Origin of the sequence: Cuspidothrix issatschenkoi CHARLIE-1 (assembly GCF_002934005.1) — a bacterium.
GTDB classification, from domain to species: Bacteria; Cyanobacteriota; Cyanobacteriia; order Cyanobacteriales; family Nostocaceae; genus Cuspidothrix; species Cuspidothrix issatschenkoi.
Window position 1 is genome coordinate 39,334 of sequence record NZ_PGEM01000037.1, and the last position, 15,834, is coordinate 55,167.

Genomic DNA, 15,834 nt, shown 5'->3' on the forward strand with positions numbered 1-15,834 from the left:
CATTCCACAGAGACTAATACAGCAGTTATGCTCCAAGACACACAAACCATCCGCTACTACCAAAGACTTACCGACGCCTTCGTCGAATTATGGAATCGCGGTTATCGTATGGATGATATGCGGATGTATTTGGACGGATACCTGGCCGCACTTCGTCATAGCAACGTAATCGAACCTTACTGGATTCATCGGTTAGAAGAGGAAGCCAGTCGCTATTTGTATGATGTATCTAACTTCACCATGGTTCAGCCGGAAGCGGAAAAGCAACATTACTACTAAAGGTGTTGTTTGCTGGAAAATCACCCTAATCACCTATTACCGTTGATGACTATAGCACAATTTTTGCATTTGTCAATGGATTAAAGTAGTATAGAAGTCGGGAAATACTGCAATTTATATAATTTAAGCCCCTCAGTTTTCAGCTACTGAGGGTAGTTCTGCATATATGTAACTTAATATGAGTTTAACCGGGGGTTAAATAAAACTTTAAGTAAAAAAAAATTTATTGTTTAATTTTTACTTGCATACAAAATATGTTAATTTGATTCGAGTATAATTTGTTAGTGTTAATAGCTACTGAGATTTATCAGAAATTAAGGGAAATATGGTGCAAATTCTTGACTCTACGTTAAGAGAGGGCGAACAAACTCCAGGAGTTTATTTTTCTCCAGAAAAAAAAATGGTAATTGCTAAGTTTTTAGATCGGATAGGAGTTGATATTATTGAAGCAGGTAATCCTGCTGTAGATGATGAAATTGCTTTAGGTATCAAGCGCATTTCTCAAGCCGGACTAAAAGCTAAAATAGGCGCTCATTCTCTGTGTAAGATAGATAATGTCAGTCAAGCTTTAGATTGTGGTATTGATTTTTTAGGTGTATTTTTTAGTGTTTCTGAACAACGATTACAACACGATTACAATATTAATTTAGATGTAGCCATTGAAAAAATTATTGAAGTAGTTACTTTTGCTAAAGAACAAAAGCATGACTTATTAATTAGATATACACCAGAAGATACAGTGCGATCGCCAATAAAAAATGTAGTTGCGGCGGCCAGTGCAGCAGTAACAGCAGGAGTAGATATAATTAGCATAGCTGATACTACAGGCTACAGCACACCCTTTGATCCCCAGCGCAGTATGTATTTTTATGTCAAAACTTTAAAAGAGGAACTAAACAAACTTGATTTGTATCCTAAAATAGAAGTTCATTGTCATAATGATAAAGGTTTGGCTTTAGCTAATGCCCTAGATGCCTATAGGGCTGGAGCAGATATTATTGATGTCAGTACCATGGGATTAGGAGAAAGAGCAGGTATAGTTGATTTAGCTGAATTATTGATCAATTTAATAGATTTAGGTGAAGATCAAAAACAATGGCAACTCAATCATCTAGAAGATTTATATAAATTTGTCAGCCACCATTCTCATATTTCTATTCCTCCCCATAGGCCAATCACAGGCAAAAATGCCTTTACTCATTATGCAGGAGTTCATGTTAAAGCTGTAGCCAAAGATGAGCAGTTTTATCAAAGCTTAGATCCCCATATTCTAGGCAAAAAAAGTAGCTTGGCATTAGGGATGCAATCAGGATGTACTGCTGTTGAACTAGCTCTAAAACAGATTGGTAGAGAAGAATTAGCTAAAAATAAAGATTTAGCAAATAAAATTCTCCAAGAAATTAAAATAATTGCTAAAAGAGGAACTCCCATTAACATAGAAAAAGAATTACCCTCAATTGTTTATCGCTGCTGTACTACCATTCATCCCATAACTAATGGAATTACCACTTTTTCTCTTTAAATTAGCCAATTGTGATACAATTTAAAACAAAAACTAACACCTTATTCTGTTTTTGGGATTGGATATTTGGGACATTGTATGTACCAAAACAATATGAAAAGTTAGATTTAGGTTTACCTAGTGAAGAAGGAAAGCAGTTTAATAGTGTACTCAACTTCTATTGGCAACCATTTAAAGCTGTTTTTCACCAGCGCCGAAATCAATAGCCTCTATCCTCACCATATTTGACTAAGAACACCCAATTACCAAAACAAATGCCAAAATAAGAACTAACCTTACCAATTTTTTTGGATGTAAAGATAGCTTTTACATCCAAAAAAAGTCTTCATATATATGCAAATGTTGTCGGTTCAAATAGAGAAAATAAGAATGATATTAAAAATTCAGGAACAGGAATGTAGTGAGATCAAGCAAAAAACACAAGTTACTAGTAAGTGGTGGACTATACTGGGCGTGAGTATTGGTGTATTTATTTTTTCCTTAGATGTTTATATAGTTAATCTGGCTCTACCAATTATGGTGGAATCCCTCCATACTACCTTTGCAATTAGTCAATGGGTGGTATTGAGTTACTTATTAGCAATATCTATTTTTGTCTTGAGTGCTTCTAAATTAGGCGATATGTTGAGCAAAAAAAAGTTGTACATTATCGGCATGATAGTGTTTACAATTAGCTCTTTGCTATGTGGAGTTGCACCAAATATAGGTTTATTAATAACTTTCCGTGGTTTTCAAGGACTAGGAGCTGCATTTATATCAGGACTGGGAACAGTAATGATTGTAGAAGCTTTCCCAGTAGAAGAACGAGGACTAGGTTTAGGTATTCGGGCTGGAGTTTTTGGTTTAGGAATGATGTTAGGACCAACTATAGGAGGTTTACTAATTAGCATAGGAGACTGGCCTTTGATTTTCTTTATTAATGTGCCAATTGGGATTTTAGGAATTTTAATTGTGGCTTATTTTGTTCCACCTTCTATTGTCAATGGCAAAAAACAGCAGTTTAATGTGATAGGAACAATTTTTTTCACATTAATGTTAACCTGCTTTATCTTAGGCATAACTTTATTAGAAGAACAGAGTTATAACTTCAATATCATTCTGGCTTTGTTATGTTTATCTATTATTTCTTTAGGTATTTTCCTATTCATAGAATCCCGAACTTCAAATCCTATTCTAGACTGGAGAATTTTTAAATCTCTAGATTTAAGCTTAGGTTTAGGGTTGCGATTTATAGGTAACTTTGTGATTGCCGGAGTTATATTTATGCTCCCTTTCTTTTTTCAATGGGTGAAACAGTATTCTAGTAATAAAACAGGTTTTTTCTTAGCAATTCCACCAATTATTATTGTCTTGACAGCACCTATTGCTGGGATCCTTTCTGATAGATTTGGTTCACGAATTATTAGTTTAATTGGGTTAGTATTAATGGCTATTGGCTGCTTATTAATTAGTACCTTTAACACTGAATTAACTATCATTAACTATATGATGGCAATTATTCCCTATGGTTTAGGTGTAGGAATGTTTCAATCTCCTAATAATAGCACCATCATGGGAGCAGCACCTCAAGATAGTTTAGGTATTGCTTCTGGTTTATTATCCTTATCACGAATATTAGGGCAAACTTTAGGTGTACCATTAGTTGGGGGTATATTTTCATTTGTAACTCTGAATAATACAGAATTAATCACTGATGTGACTCATGCGCCCATTGAATCATTAGTTTTAGGGACACAAATCACGTTTGTATTTATTGGTGTTCTTTTACTAATTTCCACAGTATGTGCTATTGGTTTATGGTGGTTTGAACAAAATCAATTAGCCATAAAGGATATTTCATAAAATTAACCTATTTTATATGAAACTGTACATAATTCTCAATTTTTGCACTGGTAAAATATGGGATTTTTTCTCTATTCGAGAGATATCTTTTCTGTGTTGTATAATTCTTGAAGCTTCTTTGTAGGAGTTTCTAAAACTTCTTTCCCGCTTCTAACTTGGATGTTGAATTTATCTTGATTTTTATCAAAAATCACCAATAGAGAGATAGGTCTGGCAATAGTTTGTGTAGTTCCTCGGATTTTAAAACCAGTGACAAATTTACCTTCTGTGGGGACATGAAGAGGTAAATTAGAAGCTTGAATAATTTCCTGTATATCTGCAAGTTTTAAACTAGAAATTGGGGGAATTTTTGCTTCAAGATTGACGAATTTGATTAAATCTGGTTGGTTAATAACAATATCTTCTACTGATTCATATTGCAATGTCATTTTTCCTGCCAAATTATCAGTAATTGCATAAATAGGGACAGAGTATGGAGGTTTTGGTACAGAACCCTGTGCATAGAATAAACTACCCTCTGCGGTGACAGTAATTTGAGATGTATCTGCTAAAGTTTGCAAAGATTGTAGATTAGTAATAGTACTTTTAACAAATACAGAATCCAAACCTAAAATAGATGCTAATTCATTAGCTGTAGGAGGAGGATTAAATTCCATACCAGCACGAATAATAAACTCTTCTAAAACATTAAATTTACGGGGTTCTTTAATAGTTAATTCTAATATATTTTGAGTGACAGTATAACGAAATTGTCGTGCTGCTACAACTGATAAATCAGAATTTTCAGATTCAATTTTATCAACTAGATATTTTAAATTTGCATCAATTTGTTTAACTAGAGAAACAGGAAACATCAATGAACCCCCCATGATGATTAACAGTGTTTGCAATTTCAGAATACATAGTACCCACTCGTCCAGGTTTAGATGTGAATAAATCGTGACAACCAACAATTACTAGTAATTCTTGAGCGCGAGAAAAAGCCACATTTACCCGTTCTGGTTTATTTGCAAATCCCACATCTCCCTGATGATTATTCCGCACCATACTGACAATTACAACAGGTCTTTCCATCCCTTGAAATCTATCAACTGTACCCGTTCTAATTTGCAAAGAAGGGAAAAGTTCAGATTGTAAACGCTCATCAATTTTTCTTAATTGAGCGCCATAAAACGTAATTACAGCTATTTCTTTTCTTGCTTCTCCATTCGCAACTTTATCAACCCAAACATTTTCAAACTGCTGACAAATACTTTCAATCACATCAATTTCTTTAGTGTTAAAAAATGAAGTCCCATTTCGTTCTTCTTGAAACTCCTTTTCTCTAGGGATGTTTACCCAAATTAAATGATGATAAGGTTGAATTATTTCCCCTGCTAAATTATGAGCGCGTTTAGTATCAGGTTCTAAAATCCCACATTCCAATTTACCATGATAAAATTGATTAATTGCTCCCATGATCATGGGGTGCATTCGATATTGAGTATTGAGCATTTTTCTAATGCTTTTATCAGCAGTTTCAAACTGACTTTTAAATAATGATTCTTCTAAAAATTGCAATTCTTCTCTAGTATTACCCATTGTTTGCGCGACTTCTTCCACGGTACTAGTATCAAGCATCGGTGGTAATTGTTTATGATCTCCTACCATGACTAATTTTTTCCCTTTCAACGCGGGAATTAGTAACTCTGGAGGAGTGCATTTACTAACTTCATCTATAATCACAACATCAAAAGATTGAAATTCTTCGGAGAAATTATAATTTGCAGCTTGAACACAAGTAATACCGACAACGTTAGCATTATCTAAATAAATTCCTCTTAAATCTTTGCTATCTTGTTCTGAAGGTTGACGTAATTTTGTAATCCAATCTCTCACAAAATTTTGATATTTGTACAAATAATTTTCTTCAGTTTGTAGTTGTTTTTCCCAAGCATCAAATTTATTTTTGATTTTACCTAAACATCCTAAATCGAATAAGTCATCATTAGGTAATTCTGGTTTCAATTTATCGGGTATGGTTTGCCAAATTGACTGCCACCAATTCCGTTCTATAATTAAACTATCTGGTAACTGTAATTTTAATTGTTGTTCTATATCAGCTATTTTGATTTGTAATTCTTGAAGTTGTTGTTGACAAATATCAGTTTTTGTTTGCAGGTCGGTCAACTTCTGAGTTAAAGAGTCTTTAATGGTTTCTAAAATAGTAAAAGGTGCTAAGGATGAAATGAGAGTTTCTAATTCATGAATGCGATTTTCCCAAAACTTAACTTGCTGGTAAAATTCCTGGGGTTGTTCCCAAATATTTGTTTGTGTCGTGAGATATTTTTCTGATAAAATCCGTAATGGATTGGGTATATTTGTCTGTTTATAAAATGTTTGTAAGTTATTAATAACTTCTGCCAATTTTAAATTTGCAACTTCTTTACTTGTCCTTACCTGAATTTTAGCTTCAGATATTTGTTCTAAAGAAATACCATTTTTTGGAAGTTCTTGAAATTGCTGGTGTAAAATTTGCAATTGTTGTTCTGCTTCAGTTTTAACTTTTAAAACACATTGACGCGCATGAAGTAAGATGATATCTAGTAATTCTTGGGTAATGCGCTTAAGAGTAGCTTCAATGTTATTCCATTCGTAACATTGATGATATGTTTTTTCCAATCTAATTAAAAAAACTTGAGTATTTTCAACTAGCAATTTTCGCTGTTTTGGGTTAAGGAGGGGATAATTTTGAAACTCTTGATAGGTTTTTTGCCATTGCATCTGATCACTTTTTGATAATACTATAGGAATTTGACTAAAATTTTGCTGTAGAAAATAACTAAAATCATGTTTTTTGCCTTTTCTATCAGAAAAATTACCTTCTATTTCATAAGTTATGGCTTTTGTTAATAATGGCCAATCTGGTAAACTGATTTTATAATTTTTAGGAACGATAGTTAATTTTAATGTTTTCGCAAACATCAATAGGCCTAATGGTAAATCTACCATATTTTCTGCTAATGGTAAATCAGATTGTTGACATTCTTTTAATACTTGATATAAATTATTATAAGCTGTAGATTTCCATTCTACAACCGCTTCAACAATATAATCTATTTCCCGTTTGCGATTTTCCCAAATTTGAATTGTTGGTTGAAGATTGTTTTGGTTACTAAATTTTTGATAATCTGTTTCTAATTTCTGTAAAGATAGAGAATTTTGTTGGAAAATCTTGACTAATTCTGCTACTTCGGAAATAGCTACAGCCAAATTATTAGCAGCTTTTAATCCCCGATTAAATTCAGAAAGATGATTTTTAATGGTTTCCTGTAACCAAACAGCTAAACCAAATGCACCGAATCCCGGACGGACAAAACCAATTTCTTCAGTATATTTAATAGCTTGACGAACGCTTTCTCGAAAATCTTCTACTTGTTGATTGTTTTCTGTATAGGGTTGAAGACGGGGTAAAAACTCCTTAATGTCGGGAGATTCCCAATCTAAATTCGCTGCATTGTTTAAGATATTTTCTAAACCAGTAATTAAGGATGCAATTTCATCGTTATTTACGAAAAGTTGATGATATTCACTTTCTTGATTTTGATAAATGGTTTCTAAATTTTCTTTTTCATTTTTGAGTTCAGTTTGTTGTTGATTTAATTCTTCTTCAGCTAGAAAATAATCTGTAAATCGTGGTAATAATAGTAATAATTTATTGATATTTTTTATATTTTCCTGACGTTGACTAAGATTATTTTCACAGTCGGTAGCGGTATTTTGTAGCCATGTACCAATTACTTGGTCTTCTAAAAATGGCTGTCCTTCCTCTCCTACTTTTTCGGCTTTTCCTTTTCTGACAGCGCGAATAACAGGATTATGAACTAAGCGACTCAGGGCATTATCAACGGCTAAATTGGCTTGAGAGGTAATTAATGTCCGCCCTCCGCGTAATGCTACTTGATAGCAAATTTCCGCAATTACTGTTGTTTTACCTGTCCCTGGTGGTCCTTGAATGAGAACTAAATCATCCGCGGAAAGTACCTTTTCCACGGCGGCTTTTTGACCAGGATTTGCAGAAGATAATAATAAATCTTTTGATTTTAGTTTAATTCTTTTTGTAATTGTTCTGGCTTGGGAAGCGTCAAATAAAAAGTTACCTAAATAGGGATTTTGTGTACGTCCTTGTCTTAATTGTTCTAAGGCTTTTTCTTTCCGTTCAATTTGTTTGATGTCTCCAGCAGCATCAAAAAATAAGTAGCCATTTTTGGGAAGTTGATAGTTACCTTTTGCTATATATTCAATTAAATCTCGTTCTAAACGAATATGAATTAGATTATGTTTTTGATCAATTTTTTCAATAGTTCCTAGTTGACGACTGTGGCGGCGGTTTCTGTCTGTGGGTATGGACTCTAGAAAGTTAACTTCCTGATTTTTGGCTTTTTTGACCCGTTCCCAAAAGTTTTCTACACCTAAAAAATTATCTTCAGAACCATCTAAGGTAGCTGAGTTAATCTTTATTTCCACAGTAATTTGTCGAGGATTTGAACCGTAATTTTGAATGAGAAAAAATACACAAAATTGCCGCGATTTAGCAATGCGTTCTTCAACTTTTAAAAAGGCTTTCCAGGCTTGAAGTTGATCTTCCGTGGGAACATGATTTCCGCAAATTGGCATATTTTTAATTTTTGCCAATAATGTGGGGGGAATATCTAGACGGCATTGATGATTAGGAATTAACCGCAACCAATAGGGCAAAGCATAGCCGTCAATGTTTCCCCGTGATTCTGGAATTAAATAAGCTGATAAAATTTTAAAACTGCCATATCCATCTTGACGAATAGCAACTTTCATTCCTAAAGTTTTGCCGAGTTTTTTGAGTCTTTTTGGTAATTCAAATTTATCTTGATCTGTGGCTATGGTTAACTCCCAAATTTCCTCTCCTGGTTCTTTACCATTTCCTTGACGACGAATATAAAACAATCCTGGGTTTTTACCAACTAAATCAAATAATAATTCATTAGCACGTTCTCGCCGTTCTCGAAAGTCAGGATATAATTGTAGGGATGATTGACCTTCAAAATGGCGCACCAAATTATCAACTGCTGAACCTATGAATGTATAACCGCAATCTTCTATTTTTGTTTTACTATTCATGGTGTTGGTAGATAATAGCAGTAATAAATAATTTAAAATTTGAATAGATATCAGATGTTGGGTTGTGTTCCTTAACCCAACCTACATCTACATCTGATATTTAATCTCTTTTCTCTGTTTCCTCTGTGCCTATATCATTCGATAAAACAATTTCCAACCACAGACTCACATTAAAAGGGTTGATATTAAGAAGCTAGTGCTACTTCTACCACTTGTTGTAATTCACCTTTGTTGTACATTTCAATTAAAATATCAGAACCGCCAACAAATTGACCATTAATGTATACTTGGGGAATTGTTGGCCAGTTGGAATATTCTTTGATTCCTTGACGAATTTCCTGATCTGCAAGTACATCCATGGTTTCAAAGGGAACTCCCAAGGTATTGAGAATTTGGACAACGTTATTAGAGAAACCGCATTGAGGCATTAATTTGGTTCCCTTCATGAAAACCATAATTTTGTTGTCTTCTACTAACTTATCAATTCTTTCTTTGAGTTCTGGAGTCATGGTTAGTTATTTCCTTTGTTGCTAAAAGTCAATAGTCAATACAATGTTAGATTTCGTCTTTTTAATCCAAAATCCTAAATCTAAAATTAGTTTGTTGCTTGCCAAGCTTCGGGAGTGTAGGTTTTTAAAGCTAAAGCATGAATGGCTTCGCTGGACATAGCTTGTTGCAATGCACCATAAACTAGCTGATGTTGTTGCACCAGTCCCTTATTTGCAAACTGCGATGAAACTACTGTTACTTGATAGTGATCACCACCACCTGTCAAGTCTTGTACCTGCACTTGGGCATCTGGCAGTTGTGCCTTGATCATTCCCTCCACTTGTTGCGGACTCATCATCGCAATTCCTGAAAAAACTTACTTCTCTATTATTAACAGATATGTAGCATTTGCCTGTTGTCCGTGACCATTTGCTAATTATTTCTTACCTTGACGATTAAAGGGTACATCTACAAAGCCTAATTCTAATAATTGTTGATAAGCTTTTGTGCCTAATTCTCTGGTGGGGTTTTGACTTTTGATAATTTGTATGAGTAAAGGCACGGCTAATTCTGGCTGGTTTTGCGCCCGATGGACTAAAGCTAGTTGATAGGTAGCTTCATCACGTTTTTGAGCAGTTGCTAAAGCTCTTTGACGATGGGAGTCCGCAGCCCGAATATCAATACCCGCAAAACTGGAATTTAGTTCTTGATAAAAGCCTGATAATTGATTATAAACTTGCCGTGCTTCTTGGAGTTTTTTGGCTGCTAGGGGGTAATTTTGACTAGCAACTGCGTCGGACGCATCTTTCATCAAGCGATCGCCCCCATCAATACTCAAGATACTACTACTGGGCACTGTGGGGCTAAGAGTATCAATCTTCTCCCCATTGGTCGGTTTGGCTTGACTAATGAGACTAGAGGATTTTTGTAACTGAGCCTGGGCTGGTGATAGCAGTCCCATAACTGCTATAAATGATACTGATAAGGATATGAAGGGAATTAAGGGAGCAGCATTCATGAGGTTAATTAGTGCAACAATATAAACAGCAAGGAAACTTTGTGTATCTTAACTCCCTTTAGTACCAGAGATAAAGTCAAGGCACTTGACAAGCTTCCATCATTTGGACTAAACATTGTGTGAATCAAGTTCCCGTCTGAGGGAAAAGGCAACAGGCAAGAAGAGTAAGTCCTATTTCTTTTCCTAATTACCAATTACCAGTTATCAGCTTAAACTATATAACTTAGGTTATTAAAATCATACTTAAATTATGAGTGATAATATTAATTCTGGGAATGTTCCCGGAACAAATGTATCCAATAACAGCCAAGCATTAACTTTACAACGTGGTGGTGAAGAGTTAATGCTAGAAAAAACGTTGTATCGCTTCACAATTCGTACTAATGGCAATATTAGCCGCGAAAAACTATCACAAATACCTGGGGCTGTATGGCGGCGGAGTATACCGCAAGCAAAATTAGAATTATATACAGTATCGCCCGATCAGCTAAATACAGTGATGTCTCAACTACGGGCTGATGAAAATATAGCATTTGTAAGTCATGTTTATACACTGGAAAATAATCCGGGAACTTTCGTTTATCTCAGTGACCAAATTACAATTCAATTTGCTACGTGGGTAGATAATACTAAAATAAATGTGATCGCTAATACATTTGATTTAGTTCAAGATCAAGCAGTTGAAGGTGTACCCAATACTTTTGTTTTTCTTGTTAGTAAACAAGCCACACAAAACCCAGTTAAAATTACTAATCAATTACAAATATTACCTGAAGTTTTAGCGGCTGAACCGAATATTATCATTCAACAAGAACCCCATTATCGTCCTCAAGATTCTCTCTATTCTCAGCAATGGTATCTCAATCATAATAGTGGTAATCAATTAGTAGCTGGTTCTCATATTTCTGTAGAACAAGCTTGGGATATTACTCGCGGTGTGCGTTCTATTGTTGTGGCTGTAGTAGATGATTCTTTTGATTTAAGGCATCCAGATTTTCAAGGTAATGGTAAAGTTATTGCCCCTAGAGATTTAAAAGAAAATGATTTTTTACCCCTACCAGGAGAAAAAGAAACCAGTCATGGGACTGCTTGCGCCGGACTAGCTGTAGCTGAAGAAAATGGTTCAGGAATTGTGGGAGTTGCTCCTGGTTGTGCCATGATGCCCATTCGCACGACAGGTTTTTTAGATGATAAATCAATTGAAGATGCTTTTAATTGGGCAGTGGAAAAGGGTGCAAGCGTCATTTCTTGCAGTTGGGGAGCTTCTGCTGTTTATTTTCCCCTTTCTATTCGTCAAAAAGCTGCTATTAGTCGGGCTGCTACCAATGGCAGAAAAGGCAAAGGATGTGTAATTATTTTTGCGGCAGGAAATGCTAATCGTCCCCTTAATGGTAGTGTTAATGAACAGAATTGGCCTAAAAATATTGTCCAAGGTAGAACAAATTGGTTAAGCGGTTTTGCAGTTCATCCTGATGTAATTACTGTCTCTGCATCAACTAGCTTAAATAAAAAAGCAGCTTATAGTAATTGGGGAGATAATATTTCTGTTTGCGCTCCTAGTAATAATGCTCCTCCCGGAATGTGGTTTCAAGAAACAGGTTATGTTTATACACAACCAGCAATAGTTTCTGCCCTAGTGGGAGTGGGAATGTTGACAACAGACCAAATAGGTGGAGCAGGTTATGATGCTGGCAACTTTACTAATAACTTTGGTGGAACTTCTAGCGCTACTCCCATAGTCGCAGGAGTGGCAGCTTTAGTATTATCAGCTAATCCTGATTTAACAGCCCAACAGGTGAAACGAATTTTGCAAGATACGGCTGATAAAATTGTGGATAATAACCCTGATCCGCAGTTGGGTGTGCGTGGCGGTACTTATAATAGTAATGGTCATAGTCAATGGTTTGGCTATGGCAAAGTTAATGCTGCTAAGGCTGTGAGAGTAGCACAACAAATGGGTACAGTAACCAAAATTACGAATAAACAAATACAGGTAAAAACTTCTCAAGTTGTGAGTATTCCTGATAATAATAAAGTGGGAATTAAAAGTGCAATCACTATTGATGAAGCTATCAATGTTGGCGATATTCAAGTTACGGTGAATATTAGCCATGACTTTTTAGGAGATTTAGAAGTTTATTTAATTGCTCCTAATAATCAGCGAATTTTATTACAAAGTCGCACATTAGGCCGCCGGAATCAATTACAAAATACTTATACAATGCGATCACATCCCGTCCTCAAACAATTACTTTACCTACCCGCGAAAGGCAAATGGCAATTACAAGTTATTGACTTTGCTGTCCTAGATATGGGTAAACTGAATAGCTGGGAATTGGTAATTGGCTACGGGAAATAATTGATAACAAAATACAGTTCAGTTAAGGGTTTTTTGGAGGGATTCCTGATGATTTTATTAACTGAATTGTATTGATTTATCAATAGCTAATTTCTTAATTTTATTATCCGGTACTTATAGCAGTTATCGGTGAGATTGAATGTATCACATATAGTTTTAAGTACATTTACTTTTAGTTGCCTTGATTTTGCACCAGTTTTATAAACTCCGAAATTTACACATTTTACTACTGAATTTTGTTCAGTTTATGCACTCAAAACGTCTTAAAAAATCTCAGTATTGTTCACTATTTTGCCATTTTGGGCTATCTTGCTATTACAGTAACTCTTTAGCATCTCCGTTTCTATTTTAAAATATATTGTATAGTTTCTAAATAATATTACGGAGTTATTAGTGGTCAGAATTAAGCTTTTTGTCTATCTGTAACTGAAAAAATCCAGCAACCAGACACTAATCATCTATGATAGATATCATGTACACCGCTACCAATACTAACCAACAAATAGGGAAGGTAGTCATGAACAGCAAAAACTCTATGTTCTCCAATCTAACTTTAAAACGCGCCCTTTTTCTCTCACCTTTGCTCATAGCATCGGTTTTTATCAGTGGATATCCCATAGTATCTGCTCACGCTCAGGGACTGTCAAACCCAGAACGGGAAGAATTAGCAAAACTCCGAGAGCAAAGTAAAATTAAAAAGCAAGTACAATCAGATTTTGAAATAGCTTTTACCAGAACAAACACTTTACTCAATATCTGGTTAACTATTTTAAGTTTATTTCCTGTAGCTTTAATTGCCATATTATGGTTTTTCCGTCGAGCTATAATTAGGGAAATTGTGGAAAAAGCAACCCAACAAATTGAAGGTATAGAAAATCTGCAAACTCAATTAACCACAGTTCAAACTGAAGCTAAACAACTGATTCAAGAATCTCAAAAAACTAGCCAAAAATTAGTACAAGAAGTTAATAGACTGCGGGAAAAAATTCAAGGCGAAGAAGAAAATTTATCTCTGCTTTTATCAGATTTACCCAAATCAAAACAAGAGTTTTTAACAGCTTTGGAAATAGAGGTTAAATCTGCTCAAGAAAATATCAGTAATTTAGAATTTAGATTAAATACTCAAATAGAACAATTAAATCTATCCAACCAACAACAAAAAATAGCTATTGATAATAGTAGAAAGTTAGAATCTGAACTAATTTCTCAATTTACCCAACTTCAGGTAGAGTTAGAAAATCACAAAGATATGGCTGTTGCTGATATGGTAAAATGTCGGGGTGATTTTGTAGATAAATATGATCATCTAGAATTAGAATTTCAACAACAAAAAGATTATGTTCTTGATATTTCGGCTAAATTGCAATCAGAATTTACTGATCAATTATCCCAATTACAATTGGATGTGAAAAATCAACAGGATATGGTGATGAATAATATCCAAAAAATCCATGACTTATTCAAATCAGAAGTTAGTGAATTAAAAACTGATGCTCAGGTAGAAAAATATCAATTACTGGAAAATTTAGGTAAAATTCACAGTGAGTTTAAAAATCAGATCACAGAACTAGAAAATATTACCCAACAACAACAACAGCAAATAATTGAGAATTTACAAACATCTGCTCAAGAACTGAATTCTCAACTTAACACTCGGTTTGCCGATTCACAAACAGATATCCAAAATCGGCGAATTACTATTCTACAGAATTTACAAAAGCTAGAATCTGAATTTGTCACACAAATAGCAGAATTAGAAAACATTAGTCAACAAAAACAACAGCAAATAAGTGAGAATTTAGAAACATCCGTCAGAGAATTTAATTCTCATTTTTCTAGGTTACAAACTGATATCCAAAAACAGCAAATTATCACTTTAGAAAATTTGCAAAAATTAGAAACTGATGCTCAACAACGTAAAGAGATAATTCTCCAAGAGTTAGCAGCAATTAAACCTGCACAAAAATCAGAAATAGAACTAGAAGGTTTACAACCCCAAGTTTCTTTGGATGATGATATCAAACAAGCAGAAATACTATTTTCAGAAAAACGCTATGAAGATGCTTTAGCCATTTATGAACAAATTGTGAAAATTCAACCTGAAAATTCAGAATATTGGCTCAAACGTGGTTTAATATTTAATCGTCTCAAACGTTTTAAAGATGCCATATCCTCCTATAATCAAGCTATTAAAATTAACCCCGAATATCATCAAGCTTGGTGTGATATTGGTGTAGCTTGTGGAAATTTAGGCAAACATTTAGAAGCTTTTAACTGTTTTGATAAAGCGACTAAAATTAAACCTGATGATGGAGTTGCTTGGGTCAATCGTGGTTTATCTTTGGTAGAATTAGAACGTTATGAAGATGCAATTGTATCTTTTGATAAAGCTTTAGAATTTCAACCCAATTCTCCAAAAATTTGGGATCAACGTGGTTATACATTGGTTATGTTAGGAGAAGATGATAAAGCAATTAACGATTTTGACAAAGCATTAGAAATTAAACCAGATTATGCTAATGCCTATTATCACAAAGCTGCTTGCTATGCACTACAAAGAAAAGTTGAATTAGCTTTAGAAAATCTGCAAAAAGCCATTGAATTTAACCCCAGTTATCGAGAAGATGTGGCAACTGATATTGATTTTGATGATCTTAAAAAAGAACCAGCTTTCCAAACATTAATTTCTGGTTAATGGTGATAAATTTAGCGGGCAAGATGCCCGCACTACAATAATTTTAAGTACCTGGGCAAAATTAATTGCACATCACATTTGGGAAAACAATAGAAAATTTCTATATTAATTTTTCCAAATAGTGTCTTTTTTCACTTATTTAATTAGGTCAAGTAATCTTTTAAATGATTATAAACAACAAAAAAGATAAGTTTTTGTTGTCTCGGAATAACTTTTTCAGCAAGCCTCTTCTCTATTCCCTATTAAATAGACTTAGATTGAGTCAATTTCTTAGATATCCAACTAATAATTCCGCTAAGTAATGCACCAGCCATAAGAATACCAATTGCTGGGTTGAATAATGGTATCCAAAGTTGATGCCATAAGTCTAAACCAAGATTAATTCCTGAAGCATCACCAACCACAGCAATAACAAACCATGCAAAACCTAAAATAACTAAGAAAACATCAGCGACTAAAATTAAGTTGAGCCAATTTAATAATTTGTCTTTCAT

General features: G+C 34.3%; 12 protein-coding genes. 6 read left to right on the top strand and 6 right to left on the bottom strand.

Annotated features, from left to right (window positions below; translation table 11 throughout):
- Positions 1 to 27: 27 nt before the first annotated feature.
- The 4 genes from CUN59_RS06500 to CUN59_RS06515 all read left to right on the top strand — a co-directional run bounded on the left by CUN59_RS06500 (position 28) and on the right by CUN59_RS06515 (position 3,643).
- Entirely contained in the window at positions 28 to 279 is a 252-nt protein-coding gene (locus tag CUN59_RS06500) for a DUF6761 family protein (RefSeq protein ID WP_104387074.1), read from the top strand.
- A 325-nt stretch (positions 280 to 604) separates the two neighbouring features.
- Entirely contained in the window at positions 605 to 1,801 is a 1,197-nt protein-coding gene (locus tag CUN59_RS06505; RefSeq protein WP_104387075.1) for a hydroxymethylglutaryl-CoA lyase-like TIM-barrel protein, read from the top strand.
- Between the two features lie 11 nt (positions 1,802 to 1,812).
- Positions 1,813 to 2,007, top strand: coding sequence for a hypothetical protein (locus tag CUN59_RS06510; protein WP_207765378.1), 195 nt, complete (start codon positions 1,813 to 1,815; stop codon positions 2,005 to 2,007).
- A gap of 163 nt (positions 2,008 to 2,170) precedes the next feature.
- Positions 2,171 to 3,643: an MFS transporter gene (locus tag CUN59_RS06515; protein WP_243406886.1), complete on the top strand. Its 1,473-nt coding sequence runs from the start codon at positions 2,171 to 2,173 to the stop codon at positions 3,641 to 3,643.
- 71 nt (positions 3,644 to 3,714) lie between these two features.
- Here CUN59_RS06515 and CUN59_RS06520 read toward each other — a convergent pair whose 3' ends face one another.
- The 5 genes from CUN59_RS06520 to CUN59_RS06540 form a co-directional block, all read right to left on the bottom strand.
- On the bottom strand, positions 3,715 to 4,497 hold the full coding sequence (locus CUN59_RS06520) for a hypothetical protein (RefSeq protein WP_104387076.1): 783 nt from the start codon (positions 4,495 to 4,497) through the stop codon (positions 3,715 to 3,717).
- Positions 4,475 to 8,779 (bottom strand): AAA domain-containing protein, encoded by a 4,305-nt coding sequence (locus CUN59_RS06525; protein WP_104387077.1) that lies wholly within the window; start codon positions 8,777 to 8,779, stop codon positions 4,475 to 4,477. The genes CUN59_RS06520 and CUN59_RS06525 overlap by 23 nt, the downstream gene beginning before the upstream one ends.
- 185 nt (positions 8,780 to 8,964) lie before the next feature.
- Positions 8,965 to 9,288: a Grx4 family monothiol glutaredoxin gene (gene grxD / locus CUN59_RS06530; protein ID WP_104387078.1), complete on the bottom strand. Its 324-nt coding sequence runs from the start codon at positions 9,286 to 9,288 to the stop codon at positions 8,965 to 8,967.
- Between the two features lie 86 nt (positions 9,289 to 9,374).
- Complete coding sequence (locus CUN59_RS06535; RefSeq protein WP_104387079.1) at positions 9,375 to 9,626, bottom strand: BolA family protein; 252 nt, start codon at positions 9,624 to 9,626, stop codon at positions 9,375 to 9,377.
- Positions 9,627 to 9,704: 78 nt separating this feature from the next.
- The gene (locus CUN59_RS06540) at positions 9,705 to 10,286 is read right to left on the bottom strand and encodes a hypothetical protein (protein ID WP_104387080.1); all 582 of its coding nucleotides are present in this window, start codon (positions 10,284 to 10,286) and stop codon (positions 9,705 to 9,707) included.
- 250 nt (positions 10,287 to 10,536) lie between these two features.
- On the opposite strand from CUN59_RS06540, the gene CUN59_RS06545 reads away from it, so the two are divergent.
- Both CUN59_RS06545 and CUN59_RS06550 read left to right on the top strand, forming a co-directional pair.
- Positions 10,537 to 12,645 carry a S8 family serine peptidase gene (locus tag CUN59_RS06545; RefSeq protein ID WP_104387081.1) on the top strand — a complete coding sequence of 703 codons (2,109 nt, stop codon included), beginning with the start codon at positions 10,537 to 10,539 and terminating at the stop codon, positions 12,643 to 12,645.
- A 460-nt stretch (positions 12,646 to 13,105) separates the two neighbouring features.
- The gene (locus CUN59_RS06550; RefSeq protein ID WP_243406887.1) at positions 13,106 to 15,340 is read left to right on the top strand and encodes a tetratricopeptide repeat protein; all 2,235 of its coding nucleotides are present in this window, start codon (positions 13,106 to 13,108) and stop codon (positions 15,338 to 15,340) included.
- 242 nt (positions 15,341 to 15,582) lie between these two features.
- Here the strand turns inward: CUN59_RS06550 and CUN59_RS06555 are convergent, their stop codons facing one another.
- Positions 15,583 to 15,834, bottom strand: coding sequence for a DUF8620 family protein (locus tag CUN59_RS06555; protein ID WP_104387082.1), 252 nt, complete (start codon positions 15,832 to 15,834; stop codon positions 15,583 to 15,585).

Coding starts and splice junctions, on each gene's coding strand:
- CUN59_RS06535 (WP_104387079.1), bottom strand. CDS start 9,626: ATGATGAGTCCGCAACAAGTGGAGGGAATGATCAAGGCACAACTGCCA.
- CUN59_RS06545 (WP_104387081.1), top strand. CDS start 10,537: ATGAGTGATAATATTAATTCTGGGAATGTTCCCGGAACAAATGTATCC.
- CUN59_RS06500 (WP_104387074.1), top strand. CDS start 28: ATGCTCCAAGACACACAAACCATCCGCTACTACCAAAGACTTACCGAC.
- CUN59_RS06520 (WP_104387076.1), bottom strand. CDS start 4,497: ATGTTTCCTGTTTCTCTAGTTAAACAAATTGATGCAAATTTAAAATAT.
- CUN59_RS06525 (WP_104387077.1), bottom strand. CDS start 8,779: ATGAATAGTAAAACAAAAATAGAAGATTGCGGTTATACATTCATAGGT.
- CUN59_RS06515 (WP_243406886.1), top strand. CDS start 2,171: ATGATATTAAAAATTCAGGAACAGGAATGTAGTGAGATCAAGCAAAAA.
- grxD (WP_104387078.1), bottom strand. CDS start 9,288: ATGACTCCAGAACTCAAAGAAAGAATTGATAAGTTAGTAGAAGACAAC.
- CUN59_RS06505 (WP_104387075.1), top strand. CDS start 605: ATGGTGCAAATTCTTGACTCTACGTTAAGAGAGGGCGAACAAACTCCA.
- CUN59_RS06555 (WP_104387082.1), bottom strand. CDS start 15,834: ATGAAAGACAAATTATTAAATTGGCTCAACTTAATTTTAGTCGCTGAT.
- CUN59_RS06550 (WP_243406887.1), top strand. CDS start 13,106: ATGATAGATATCATGTACACCGCTACCAATACTAACCAACAAATAGGG.
- CUN59_RS06540 (WP_104387080.1), bottom strand. CDS start 10,286: ATGAATGCTGCTCCCTTAATTCCCTTCATATCCTTATCAGTATCATTT.